At 71.3% G+C, this 12,675-nt stretch carries 9 protein-coding genes; 7 read left to right on the forward strand and 2 right to left on the reverse strand.

The window, feature by feature from the left end; translation table 11 throughout:
- Positions 1-88 precede the first annotated feature (88 nt).
- The 3 genes from F1C12_RS16845 to F1C12_RS16855 all read left to right on the forward strand — a co-directional run bounded on the left by F1C12_RS16845 (position 89) and on the right by F1C12_RS16855 (position 3,939).
- Complete coding sequence (locus tag F1C12_RS16845) at positions 89-916, forward strand: DUF4097 family beta strand repeat-containing protein (RefSeq protein ID WP_185276037.1); 828 nt, start codon at positions 89-91, stop codon at positions 914-916.
- Positions 913-1,542: a PadR family transcriptional regulator gene (locus F1C12_RS16850; protein ID WP_185276038.1), complete on the forward strand. Its 630-nt coding sequence runs from the start codon at positions 913-915 to the stop codon at positions 1,540-1,542. Before F1C12_RS16845 ends, F1C12_RS16850 begins: the two co-directional genes overlap by 4 nt.
- A gap of 249 nt (positions 1,543-1,791) precedes the next feature.
- Positions 1,792-3,939 carry an APC family permease gene (locus F1C12_RS16855; protein ID WP_258046267.1) on the forward strand — a complete coding sequence of 716 codons (2,148 nt, stop codon included), beginning with the start codon at positions 1,792-1,794 and terminating at the stop codon, positions 3,937-3,939.
- Positions 3,940-3,945: 6 nt separating this feature from the next.
- Here the strand turns inward: F1C12_RS16855 and F1C12_RS16860 are convergent, their stop codons facing one another.
- Positions 3,946-4,662 (reverse strand): MBL fold metallo-hydrolase, encoded by a 717-nt coding sequence (locus F1C12_RS16860; protein ID WP_185276039.1) that lies wholly within the window; start codon positions 4,660-4,662, stop codon positions 3,946-3,948.
- 101 nt (positions 4,663-4,763) lie between these two features.
- On the opposite strand from F1C12_RS16860, the gene F1C12_RS16865 reads away from it, so the two are divergent.
- Complete coding sequence (locus tag F1C12_RS16865; RefSeq protein ID WP_185279024.1) at positions 4,764-5,519, forward strand: MerR family transcriptional regulator; 756 nt, start codon at positions 4,764-4,766, stop codon at positions 5,517-5,519.
- An 82-nt stretch (positions 5,520-5,601) separates the two neighbouring features.
- Here the strand turns inward: F1C12_RS16865 and yczE are convergent, their stop codons facing one another.
- Positions 5,602-6,498: a membrane protein YczE gene (gene yczE / locus F1C12_RS16870; protein ID WP_185276040.1), complete on the reverse strand. Its 897-nt coding sequence runs from the start codon at positions 6,496-6,498 to the stop codon at positions 5,602-5,604.
- A 63-nt stretch (positions 6,499-6,561) separates the two neighbouring features.
- Between yczE and yczR the strand changes: the two genes are divergently transcribed.
- The 3 genes from yczR (at position 6,562) to F1C12_RS16885 (ending at position 12,656) form a co-directional block, all read left to right on the forward strand.
- A complete protein-coding gene (gene yczR / locus F1C12_RS16875; RefSeq protein ID WP_185276041.1) occupies positions 6,562-8,061 on the forward strand; it encodes a MocR-like transcription factor YczR in 1,500 nt (499 codons plus the stop codon).
- A gap of 137 nt (positions 8,062-8,198) precedes the next feature.
- Entirely contained in the window at positions 8,199-11,588 is a 3,390-nt protein-coding gene (locus F1C12_RS16880; RefSeq protein WP_185279025.1) for an efflux RND transporter permease subunit, read from the forward strand.
- A 168-nt stretch (positions 11,589-11,756) separates the two neighbouring features.
- Positions 11,757-12,656 carry an arginase family protein gene (locus F1C12_RS16885; protein WP_185276042.1) on the forward strand — a complete coding sequence of 300 codons (900 nt, stop codon included), beginning with the start codon at positions 11,757-11,759 and terminating at the stop codon, positions 12,654-12,656.
- Positions 12,657-12,675 lie beyond the last annotated feature (19 nt).

A 12,675-nucleotide genomic window follows, 5' to 3' on the forward strand; every position in this document is an offset into this window, starting at 1 on the left:
ATCGCGATATATCGCGAGTCACCGAGGGCTCCGCCGGAGCCCGAACGCACGAATCACGTACGCAACACGACGCAAGGAGCGCGAGAGCATGGCACAGGAGAAGTGGCTCATCCAGCCCGGCGAGAGCCGCACGATCGACGTGGAGCTGGTCCGCTCCCTCAAGGTCGGGCTGCTGGGCGGCCAGATCGACATCATCGGCCACGACGAGCCGGGAGCCCGGGTGGAGGTCCACTCGGTGTCCGGCCGCGACCTCAAGGTCACGATCGACGGCGACCGCCTCGAGATCGATCACCCGCAGCTGCGCTGGGACAACTTCATCGACGTCTTCAAGTCGATGCGGTCGAGCGCCCGCGCCGACGTCAGCGTGCTGGTGCCGCGGGACGTCGCCCTCAAGTTCGGCGTGGTCTCCGCCGGCGCCCTCATCTCGGGCCTGAAGACCGACGCGCGGCTCAGCACCGTCTCCGGGGATGTCGTCATCGACGGCCTCGAGGGCGCGCTCGAGCTCAACTCGGTGAGCGGCGAGCTCTCCGCCCGCGGCCACACCGGCCGCATCACCGCGCACACGGTGTCGGGGGACATCACGGCCACCGGGACCATCCCGCGCTTCAGCGCCGACGGCGTCTCGGGCGACATCATGGTGGACATCTCCGGCACCCCGGACGAGGTCCAGATCAACACGGTCTCGGGCGACACGACCATCCGCATCCCGGAGGCCCTGGGAGCCCGCTACCGCGCCAACACCGTCTCGGGCCGCGTCCAGCTGGACAATGTCATGGTCGTCGGCTCCGCCGGAAAGGGGTACACCGCGACCACTGGCAGCCTCGACGGCTACTGGGTCGACATCACCGTCAACTCGGTCTCCGGCGCGGTCTCGGTCCTGCGCAGCTCCGCGGCCCAGGAGGAGGCGTCGGCGTGACTCCCGTCTTCGCCCACGGCAGTCTCCGCCTCTACCTGCTGAGTCTCCTCGCGGAGGAGCCGCGCCACGGCTACGAGCTCATTCAGGCGCTGAGCGACCGCTTCGGCGGCACGTACGTCCCGAGTGCCGGCACCATCTACCCCCGGCTGGCGAAGCTGGAGGAGGAGGGGCTGGTCACCAAGACGACAGACGGCCGCAAGACCGTCTATTCGATCACGGACGCCGGCCGCGCCGAGCTCGCCGCCCGCGAGCCCGAGCTGGACGCGATCGAGGAGGAGGTCACCGACTCCGTCCGCCGGCTCGCCGACGAGGTCCGCGCCGGCGTGAACGACGCCATGCGCACGCTACGCGCCGAGCTGGCGTCGGCGGCGCGGGAGGCCAAGCGCGACGCGACCAGGGTCGACCCGCGGCAGGAGGCACGCGAGGCCGGCCGCGACGCCCGGGCGGCCGCCAACGCCGCCGCGCGGGAGGCCGAGGTGGCGATCAACGAGTTCCGCCAGCAGCTCCGCACGGACCTACGGTCCCAGGCGGCTCGCGGCGCCCTGCCGGAGAACGTCGTGCCCCTCCTCAAGGAGGAGTTGCTGCGCGTGCGGCGGTCGATCGTCGAGGCGATCGGCCGCGACTGAACCGCCCGGTGAGAGCGGGTTTCCGAAAGATCCCCAGAAAGTCTCAGCCCATGCTCATCTCACTCCCAGTGAGGCCGATGACGGGCCGGCTCCCGCGAGAATCCGCGGCAACGGACGCATCGCGGGGTGCCGACCCAGCGTCGGCGGAATCACCTTCGGGGGATGCTGCGACGCGCCGATTTGACAGCGTTTTGGCAGCGAGTATTCTCGTCCCTCGTGACAAATGAGGGGAGATCCCCGAAGCGGTGGCTGATCGGCGACCCGCTTCCGAGCGAGAAGCTCGAAGGACAGCTACTCCCGAAGCACCTCGCGCTCCCGATCTTCGCGTCCGACGCACTCTCCAGCGTCGCCTACGCTCCGCAGGAACTCCTGATGATCCTGCTGCTAGGCGGGCTGTCGTTCCTGACGTTCGCTCCGTGGGTCGCGACGGCCGTCGTCGTCCTGATGGTCACGGTGGTGCTGAGCTACCGGCAACTGGTCAAGGCGTACCCCTCGGGAGGCGGCGACTACGAGGTCGCGCACAAGAACCTCGGCGAGAAGGCCGGCCTGATCGTCGCCTCTGCCCTCCTGGTCGACTACGTGCTGACCGTCGCCGTGTCGGTCGCGTCCGGCGTGGACAACGTCATCTCCGCGCTGCCGTTCCTGGCACCGTGGCGGGTGGAGCTCGCCGTGGTCTGCGTCATCATCCTCGCCGCGGTCAACCTCCGCGGCGTCCGGGAGTCGAGCAAGGCGTTCGCGCTCCCCACCTACATCTTCATCGGCAGCATCTTCGTGATGGTCGTCACGGCGCTAGTCCGTACCGCGCTCGGCCACGCGCCGGTCGCCGAGTCGGCCGGGTACACCGTGCACGCGAGCAGCCTCGCGCAGGCCGGGATGGTGCTGCTGCTCCTGCGCGCGTTCTCCAGCGGCTGCTCGGCGCTGACCGGCGTGGAGGCCGTCGCCAACGGCGTCCCCGCGTTCCGCACGCCCAAGATCCGCAACGCCCGCACCACGCTCGGGATGATGGGCGGCATCGCGATCGTCCTGTTCGCCGGCCTCACCGCCACGGCGCTGATCAGCGGCGTGCACTACGCCGAGAACCCGTGCGACCTCCAGGGCTGGGCGCAGTGCGCGACCTCCCCGCAGCGCTCGCTCATCGCGCAGATCGCGGCCGCGACCTTCGGCAACAACACCTTCTTCTTCTTCATCGTGCAGGCCGCGACCGCGGTCGTGCTGCTGCTGGCCGCGAACACCGCGTTCAACGGCTTCCCGCTGCTCGGCTCGGTGCTCGCCCGCGACTCCTACGCCCCGAAGGCGCTGAACACCCGCGGCGACCGCCTCGTCTACTCGAACGGCATGATCCTGCTGGCGCTCGCCGCGACGGTCCTGCTGCTCGTCTACCAGGCGAACCTGACCCAGCTCATCCAGCTCTACATCATCGGCGTGTTCGTCTCGTTCACGCTCGGCCAGTCCGGGATGGTGAAGCACTGGGTAACGCTGCTGCGCGGCAGCGGGAAGGACGGCAACCCGCTGCTCAGCTCGCGCGAGCGCAGCAGCATCGTCCGGTCGCTCTGCATCAACGCGTTCGGTGCGACGCTGACCTTCGTCGTCCTCATCGTCGTCACCATCACGAAGTTCACTCACGGCGCGTACCTCGTGTTCATCTTCATGCCGATCCTCTGGTTCCTGATGCTCGGCGTGAACCGGTACTACCGGGACGTCGAGAAGGAGATCGAGGTCGACCCGGTCACGACCTTCGGCAGCGTCGGCGACCACGCGGTCGTCCTCATCGGCAAGATGCAGAAGCCGGCCCTGAAGGCCCTGGACTACGCGATCGCCGCCCGGCACGACTCGATCGAGGCCGTGCACGTCTCCATCGAGGAGGAGGCGACCCAGAAGCTGCAGCGGCAGTGGATCGAGCAGAACATCCACGTCCCGCTGACGATCATCGAGTCCCCGTACCGCGAGTTCGGCGTGCCGCTGATCAAATACCTCAAGCACCGCCGCGAGGAGCACGGCTCCGAGGTCGTGACCGTCTACCTGCCGCAGTACATCGTCGGCCACTGGTGGGAGTCGCTGCTGCACAACCACCGCGCCCGCCGGCTGAGCAAGCAGCTCATGCTGTGCCACGGCGTCACCGTGGCGCTCGTGCCGTGGCTGCTGGACTCGTCGTCGCTGATCTACGGCCGCCGCTCGCGGCCGCTGCCCGGGCAGGACCGCCGCGGTGAGCCGACGCGACCGATCGCGCGGCGGCCGCTGGCGCCGGCGTCCGCGGCGCGTGCGCGCATCCACATCCACTCGACGCCGATCACGCTGAGCGAGCAAGGCGCGCAGGGCGAGTTCGCGGCTCCGGGAGAGCTGGCGGTGCCGCCGCTGGGTGCGGATGAGCAGAAGGAGCCGGCGAAGGCCAAGCGGTAGCGCGTCCTAGAGCCGGAGCGCCGGCCCGTGGCCGGGGAGCACCCAGCGCGCGTCGCACAGGCTGAGACGCTGCGCGCTCGCCGCCGCTCCGTCGGTGTCGTGATGGAAGAACGCCGGGAGCTGCTGGAGCTCGCCCGTCTCGGGGAGCAGCGCGTGCCCGGTCACTAGGGCATCGCCCGTGATCAGGACCTCCGCGTCCGGCACGAAGAAGCACGCGTGCCCCGTCGTGTGGCCCGGCGTCGACAGCACCTCCAGGCGGTGTCCGGTCGAGAGCTCCAGCGTGTCCGCGGTGATCGCCTGAGCCGACGGGACGCCGACCTCCCCGAGGCCCCCTGCGCGGATGGCCGCGACGGCCCAGGGGACGGTGCCCCGGCGCAGCGCGACCGGAAGCAGGTCTTTCACGGTCACCTGCTCGGTGACCTCGCGGCGGACGTTCGGCAGCTCGGCGGCGGCTGCCAGCACCTCCACGCCGTGCCGCTCGCTGTAGTCTCGCGCGGCTCCCACGTGGTCGGAGTGCCCGTGCGTGACGATGATGCGGCTGAGCGCTGCGACATCCAGCCCGGTCCTGCGGATCGACTCCTCGACCAGCGGTCGGTCAGCCGGGTAGCCGCAGTCGACCAGTTCCACGCGTCCGCGGCCGTGGAACACGGTCCAATTGGAGGCCGGGCCTTCGACGAAGAGGATGCCGGGGGCGACGGTGGTCAGGGATCGGATCGCGCGCACACGCACGACAGTATCGCGCCCCGCTTGACCTTGACGTAACGTCAACTTCTACCGTGGTATCAGCACCCCACGAGAGGAGACGGATCATGGTGGAGGCGACCGTGGACTGGAGCATCCAGGACATCGCGCGCATCGCCGGCACGACGAGCAGGACGCTGCGTCACTACGACGAGCTCGGCCTGCTCCCGCCGAGCCGGGTCGCCGCGAACGGCTACCGCCACTACGACCGCGACTCCCTCGTGCGGCTGCAGCGCATCCTGCTGCTGCGGGATCTCGGGCTCGGCCTCCCGGCCATCGCCCGCGTGCTCGACGACAGGCAGGATGCGGTCCCCGCCCTGCGCGACCACCTGACGTGGCTGCGCGGCGAGCGGGAACGGCTGGCGCGGCAGATCGCGTCGGTCGAGTCGACGATCCACGCTGTGGAGGAAGGAGGAGAGATCGTGGCTGAGGAGATGTTCGACGGCTTCGACCACACCCAGTACAAGGAGGAGGTCGAGGAGCGCTGGGGGAAGGACGCCTACGCGTCGTCCGACCGCTGGTGGCGCGGGATGACCGACCAGGAGCGCGCCGCCTGGCAGCAGCGGCAGAAGGCGCTCGCCGCCGACTGGACGGCCGCCGCCGCACGCGGGGTCGACCCGGCGTCGGAGGAAGCCCAGGCCCTCGCCCGCCGGCACGCCGACTGGCTGGCCGACATCCCGGGCACGCCCGGTTACGGCACGGGCGCGCCGAAGGCGGCGTACCTCACCGGGCTCGGCGACATGTACGTCGCCGACCCGCGCTTCGCCGCCAACTACGGCGGTGAGGAGGGCGCGACCTTCGTGCGCGACGCCCTCCGCATCTACGCCGGCGCCCTCTAGAGCCCCACTCCATCCGTTCCGGACTCATGCGCGCGACGCGCTGGGCGCGAGCGTGCATACGTCCGGAATGGATCGCTTGGGGTCAGGCGCGTCGGGTGCGGCCGGTGAGGCGGTCGTCGAGCCAGTGCGCCTCGACGAGCCGGGACGGGCGCCGCGCCGTGGCCGGCTCGGCGGGGGCGCGGTCCGGCTGGGGGCCGCGCACCAGCGGCGACGCGGCGCGGTCCACGCCGCGCGACCGGGTGGCCGCGTCGGATTCGAGCAGGATGCCGTCTCGCACGTCGAAACGGACGGCATCCTGCTCTTCCGCACTCTCCGCGCGGAGGCCGGGGCCCTGCTCCGCCGTGCCTTCGAGGTCGCCCTCCAGCTCGGCGTCCGCGGGCGCGGGCTCCGGCAGCCGGATGGCGAAGAACGGGAGGGTGAGGCTGCACAGCGGGCCGACCAGCAGCGCGAACGCGAGCGTTCCGATGCCGACGTTGCCGCCGAGGAACCAGCCGATGATGAGCACCGTGACCTCGATCGCCGTGCGGACGGCCCAGATCGGCCGGCCGGTGCGGGCGTGGAGGCCGGTCATCAGACCGTCGCGCGGGCCCGGGCCGAGCTTCGGCCCGATGTAGAGGCCGGTGGCGATGGCGAGCAGCAGGAGGCCGGCGGCGAACACCAGCACCTGCGCCCACAGCACGGTCTGCTGCGGGATGATCCACAGACCGAGCTGCGCGCTCGGCCCGACCAGGAGGACGTTGAGCACGGTCCCGAGGCCCGGTCGCTGGCGGAGCGGGATCCAGAAGGCCAGCACGACGAGGCCGACCAGGTTGGTCACCAGCCCGAACGGGATGCCGGTCTTGTACGACACGCCCTGGGCCAGCACGTCCCACGGCGAGACGCCGATCCCCGCCCGCACCATCAGGGCGATGGCGATGCCGTACAGAAACAGTCCGACGAGGAGCTGGGCCAGGCGGCGGGTGAGGAGGAATCGGGACATGCTGATAATCCAATCGCTCGATTGGCCTTACATCAAGATGCCAATCCGGATAAAGTGGCCCGCATGCCCGACGCTCAACTGACCGCCCGCTCCCTGGAGTCGCTGCTCGGCGACTGGCGCGGAGCGGCCTCCCCCGGCTACCAGTCCCTCGCCGACCGGGTGCGCCTGCTCGTCCTCGACGGTCGCATCCCGATCGGCACGCGCCTCCCGGCCGAGCGCGACCTGGCCGGCCGGCTCCAGCTGAGCCGCACCACGGTCAGCGCGGCCTACCGGCAGTTGCGGGAGAGCGGATTCCTGGACAGCGTGCGCGGCTCGGGCAGCGTCGCGCGCCTCCCCGGACCCGCTCTCGCCCTCCCGATGACGGGCGGCGAGGGGATGCTCGACTTCACCAAGGCCGCCCTGCCGGCCGCGGCCTCCCTCCCGGCCGCCGCGCGCGCCGCCGCGGAGGAGCTGCCGCACTTCCTGCCGGACTCGGGCTACGACCCGGTCGGCCTCCCGCACCTCCGCCAGGCCATCGCCGACCGCTATATCGAGCGCGGGCTCCCGACCACGGCCGACCAGATCCTGGTCACGGTCGGCGCGCAGCAGGCCATCGCGCTCATCGCGCGCACGTTCCTGTCGCGCGGCGACCGCGCGCTCGTCGAGATGCCCACCTACCCGCACGCGACGGAGGCCCTGCGGCTGGCCGGCGCCCGGCTGCTCCCGATCACGGTCACGCCGCCAGAGGACGCGCCCCACGCGCTCGGGCCGGACGGCCGGGAGCCCGCCGAGGAGGACGGCTGGGACGCCGACGCCGCCGAGCAGGCGATCCGGCGGGCGAGCCCGGCGCTGGCGTACCTGATCCCGGACTTCCACAACCCGACCGGCGCGTCCATGTCGCCCGCCACGCGCGAGCGCATCCTCGCCGCCGCGGCCGCGCACGGGACCGTCGTGGTCGGCGACGAGACGACGGCCGACCTCGACATCGACCGCGTCGGCGAGTACCTGCCGCTGCCGTCCTACGCGCGCCGCAAGGCCGGGGACGCGCCGGTGCTGCTGATCGGCTCGGCCAGCAAGAGCCTCTGGGGCGGCCTCCGGATCGGCTGGATCCGCGCCGAGCGCCCGCTCATCCAGCGGCTGACCGCGGCCAAGCCGTCCACCGACCTGGGCACGCCCATGATCGAGCAGCTGGTCGTCGCGCGGATGCTGCCGCAGACGCGCGAGATCCTCGAGGAGCGCCGCGTGCAGCTCGCCGCAGGCAGGGAGACGGTCAGGCGGCTCGCGGCGGAGGTCTTCCCGGAGTGGCGCATCCCGCGCCTGCACGGCGGGCTCGCGGCCTGGATCGGGATCGGCGCGCCGGTCAGCTCGGCGCTCGCGCTCGCCGCGCGCAACCACGGCCTCCTCATCGCGGCCGGACCGCGGTTCGGTCTGGACGGCGCGTTCGAGCGGTTCCTGCGCGTGCCGATCACCTACAGCGAGGACGAGACGCGACGCGCCTTCACCGCGCTGGAGCGCGCCTGGGCGGTCGCCTCGGCCGAGCCGGCGCCGTACTTCGACGCGGCGGCGCTGCCCAACGTGGTCTGAGAGTCCTCCACCGGTACGGCCCGGCCGGGGCGAGAACAGGTACCTGGGGATGAGGAAGTTGCACAGCCTGCAATGAGATACTTTGGCAGCGCCGCCGTCGTCGCGTGCCAGCAATCACATTCGCCAAGGGGACCTCCGTGCACTATCTCGCCGTTCTCAGCATGAAGAACCGCGCCCTGATCGCGCTGATCACGATCGTCGCCGCCATCTTCGGCGGGGTCGCGCTCACCAGCCTCAAGCAGGAGCTCGCGCCGTCGATCACGTTCCCGCAGCTCGTCGTGCTGTCGAGCTATCCCGGCGCATCGCCCGAGGTCGTCAACCACGACGTGAGCACGCCGGTGGAGGCCGCCATCCAGGGCGTGCCCGACCTCGACTCCACGTCCGCGGTCAGCAGCACCAACCAGTCGATCATCACGGCGAAGTTCACGTACGGCACCGACCTGGCGACGGCCGAGCAGAAGATCGACCAGGCGATCAACCGGATCAAGTCGACGCTGCCGTCCGGTGTCGACCCGCAGGTGCTCTCCGGCTCCATCGACGACCTCCCCGTCATCCAGCTGGCGGTGAGCAGCGACACCGATCAGCGCACCCTCGGCGACGACATCACCAAGCTCGCCCTCCCGGACATCAAGGCGGTCAGCGGCGTCAACGACGCCCAGCTCGTCGGCGAGGTCGGCCAGCGCATCACCATCACCCCGGACACCGCCAAGCTCGCGGCCGCCGGCGTCAGCTCGTCGGCGATCAAGAACGCGCTGCAGCAGAACGGCGTGCTGCTGCCCGGCGGGTCGATCACCGAGAACGGCAAGACGCTCACCATCCAGTCGGGGGCGCAGCTGAAGTCGGTGGCGGACATCTCGGCGCTGCCGCTGATCACGTCGTCCACGGGGGCTGCCGGAGCGTCTGGTGCGTCTGGCGCCACGGGTGCGACCGGAGCGACCGGGGCCACGGGAGCCACCGGTGGCGCTGCGGGAGGTGCGGCCTCCAGCCAGTCCGCCGCAGCAGCCGCGGCTGCAGCTGCAGCCGCCGCGAACACCACCCCGCCCACGATCGGCGACGTCGCCACGGTCGCGCAGACCGACGACCCGGTGACCTCCCTCTCGCGCGTCAACGGCAAGCCCGCGCTGACCATCGCGGTGACGAAGCTGCCGTCCGCCAACACCGTCGCCGTCTCGCACGCGGTGTCCGCCCTCATCCCGAGCCTGGAGACCAAGCTCGGCCACAGCGCCAAGATCACCGTCGTCTTCGACCAGGCGCCGTTCATCACCCAGTCGATCAACTCGCTCGCCGAGGAGGGCCTGCTCGGCCTCGCGATGGCGGTCATCGTGATCCTCGTGTTCCTGCTGTCGGTGCGCTCCACGCTCGTGACCGTGGTCTCCATCCCGACCAGCGTGCTCATCACGTTCATCGTGATGTGGGCGAGCGGCTACACGCTCAACATCATCACGCTTGGCGCGCTGACCATCGCGATCGGCCGCGTCGTGGACGACTCGATCGTCGTCATCGAGAACATCAAACGGCAACTCGTGCCCGGCGTAGACCGGGCGGTTACGATCATCCGCGCGGTGCGGGAGGTCGGCGGTGCGATCACGGCGTCCACGATCACGACCGTCGCGGTGTTCCTGCCGCTCGCCTTCGTCGGCGACGTCACGGGCGAGCTGTTCCGGCCGTTCGCGCTGACCGTCACGATCGCGCTGCTCTCGTCGCTGCTGGTCGCGCTGACCATCGTGCCCGTGCTCGCGTACTGGTTCCTGCGCGCGCCGAAGGCCCGCAAGCACGAGGGCGGCGAGGTGGACGACGAGGCCGCGCACCTGTCCGTCGCGGAGGCCACGGCCTCCGGCCACGACGAGCTGGAGCACCCGTCGCGGCTGCAGAGGGGCTACCTCCCGATCATCCGCTGGACGCTGAAGCACTCGGTGCTGACCGTCGTCGCCGCGGTGGTCGTGCTGATCCTGACCTTCTTCTCGTTCCCGCTGCTCAAGACCAACTTCCTCGGCTCCAGCGGCCAGAACTCGCTGACCGTGTCGCAGACCCTCGAGCCGGGCGCCAGCCTCCAGGCGAAGGATGACGCCGCACGCAAGGTGGAGGACAAGCTCCTGCACACGGACGGCGTGAAGACCGTGCAGGTGTCGATCGGCTCCAGCGGCTCGTCGCTGCGCGACGCCTTCACCGGCGGCGGCGGCGCGACGACCTTCTCGGTCACCACCGACGAGAACGCCGACCAGGACAAGCTGCAGACCACCGTCCAGAACGAGATGGCGTCGATCACCGGCGCCGGAGACATCACCGTGTCCGCGTCGAGCGGGTTCGGCGGGTCGAGCGACATCGAGGTGGACATCAGCGCGAGCTCGAACGCCGACCTCCAGAAGGCCACGGACTCGGTCGTCGCCGAGCTGAAGAAGAAGTCGTCGCTCAAGCAGGTCACCGACAATCTGAGCGCGTCGCTGCCGTACGTCTCGGTGAGCGTCGACCGCACGAAGGCGGCGGAGGCCGGCCTCAGCGAGGTCGCGGTCGGCACGCTCGTCTCGCAGGCGATGCAGCCGACCCAGATCGGCTCGGTCGCGATCGAGAACTCGACGCTCAACATCTACCTGCAGAGCGACAACCCGCCGACCACGGTCGCCGGCCTCTCGGACCTCCCGATCCCGACCGCGAAGGGCATCGTGCCGCTCAGCTCGGTGGCGACCGTCGCCGAGGCCAAGGGGCCGTCGACCGTGACCACCGAGCGCGGGCTGCGGACCTCCACGGTCACGGCGACGCCGGCCACCGACAACCTGACGACCGCCAACGCGGACGTCACCAAGGCGCTCAAGGACGCCGACCTCCCGGCCGGCGCCACGGCGAAGATCGGCGGCGTCTCGTCCAGCCAGTCGAGCGCGTTCGGCCAGCTCGGCCTCGCGCTGCTGGCGGCGATCCTGATCGTCTACATCGTCATGGTGGCGACGTTCCGCTCGCTGCGGCAGCCGCTGCTGCTCCTGGTCTCGGTGCCGTTCGCGGCGACCGGCGCCATCCTGCTGCAGCTCGCCTCGGGCATCCCGCTCGGCGTCGCTTCGCTCATCGGCGTGCTGATGCTCATCGGCATCGTGGTGACGAACGCGATCGTGCTCATCGACCTGGTCAACCAGTACCGCGCCAGAGGACTGACCGTGAGCGACGCGGTCGTGCACGGCGCCTCCCGCCGTCTGCGCCCGATCCTGATGACGGCGCTCGCGACGATCGCAGCGCTGACGCCGATGGCGATCGGCCTGACCGGGCACGGCGGTTTCATCTCGCAGCCGCTCGCCATCGTCGTGATCGGCGGCCTGATCTCGTCCACGGTGCTGACGCTCGTCGTGCTGCCGACGCTCTACAACCTCGTGGAGGGTGCGCGCGAGCGCCGGATCGCGCGCCGGGAGGCGAAGGGCGGCGGGGCCGCCGGCGCCGGTGGGCCCGGTGCGACCGGCCCGGGCGCCCCGGACGGGTCCGCTCCGGACGGCGAGTCCCCGGAGCCCCCGGTCTTCACGACCCCCGCCGGCGGCCGGCAGCTCTGACCCCAGCCCTCGAAGGGCACCCAAACGCCCCTAAAACCGGGTTTTAGGGGCGTTTGCGTGCCCCTCGGCGGAGGGCGGGGGAGTGAGGGTGAGCGGGTGTCCGGGATTTCAGACGTGGGTTGCGGTCGTCGGGGCGCCGGCCGGGCCGGGCGTTGCTAGCGTCGCGGTATGAGCCTCTCCGTCGATCCCCTCTGGCCCCGTGCCGGTTCCTGGCCGTCGCTCGCCGAGCTGCCGGACGGGCAGCGGGCCGACCTGACGCTGATCGGCCTCCCCACCTGGCGGACCTCGCTGTCCCCGACCGGCGCGCACGCGACGCCGGCGGCCGTCCGCGACGCGCTGCGCCGGTACTCGCTGCACGTCCCCGGCCTGGAGGTCGAGGCCCTGCGGTTCGCCGACGCCGGCGACGTCGAGGAGCCCGACGGTCCGGAAGGCGAGCGCCGGTCGGTCGCCGCGGTGCGCGAGGCCGTCTCCCGGTCGCGCCTGACCGTCGCGGTCGGCGGCGACAACTCCCTGACCGTGCCGAGCGCGCTCGGGGCGTGGGACGGCGACGCATCGAACGCCGGTCTCGTCACGCTCGACGCCCACCACGACCTGCGCGACGGCGTCTCCAACGGCTCCCCGGTGCGCCGCCTGGTGGAGGCCGGCCTCGACGGTCGCCGCATCGTCCAGATCGGCATCGCGGACTTCGCCAACTCGGCCGCGTACTCCCGGCGCGCGCAGGAGTGGGGCATCACGGTCATCCCGCGTGAGGACTTGCACCGCCGCCCGATCGACGACGTGATGGCGGAGGCCCTGGACATCGCGGGCGCCGGCGGCGGCCCGATCCACGTCGACCTGGATGTGGACGTGTGCGACCGCTCCGTGGCGCCCGGCTGCCCCGCCTCCGTGCCGGGCGGACTCGCGGCGTGGGAACTGCGCCGCTTCGCCCGCCTCGCCGGCGCGGACCCCCGCGTGCGGTCGATCGACATCGCCGAGGTCGACGCGACCGCCGACACCGAGGACCAGCGCACGGTGCGGCTGGCGGCGCTGCTCGTTCTGGAGGCGGCGGCGGGGCTCGCGTCGCGCTGACGCGTTACTCGGCGGCGCC

It is taken from the genome of Leifsonia shinshuensis (assembly GCF_014217625.1).
Taxonomy (GTDB): Bacteria; Actinomycetota; Actinomycetes; order Actinomycetales; family Microbacteriaceae; genus Leifsonia; species Leifsonia shinshuensis_A.

Bases quoted from the DNA above. Each gene is read 5' to 3' on its own strand.
- yczR (WP_185276041.1), top strand. From the start codon at position 6,562: ATGCCCGACGCTCAACTGACCGCCCGCTCCCTGGAGTCGCTGCTCGGC.
- yczE (WP_185276040.1), bottom strand. From the start codon at position 6,498: ATGTCCCGATTCCTCCTCACCCGCCGCCTGGCCCAGCTCCTCGTCGGA.
- F1C12_RS16845 (WP_185276037.1), top strand. From the start codon at position 89: ATGGCACAGGAGAAGTGGCTCATCCAGCCCGGCGAGAGCCGCACGATC.
- F1C12_RS16885 (WP_185276042.1), top strand. From the start codon at position 11,757: ATGAGCCTCTCCGTCGATCCCCTCTGGCCCCGTGCCGGTTCCTGGCCG.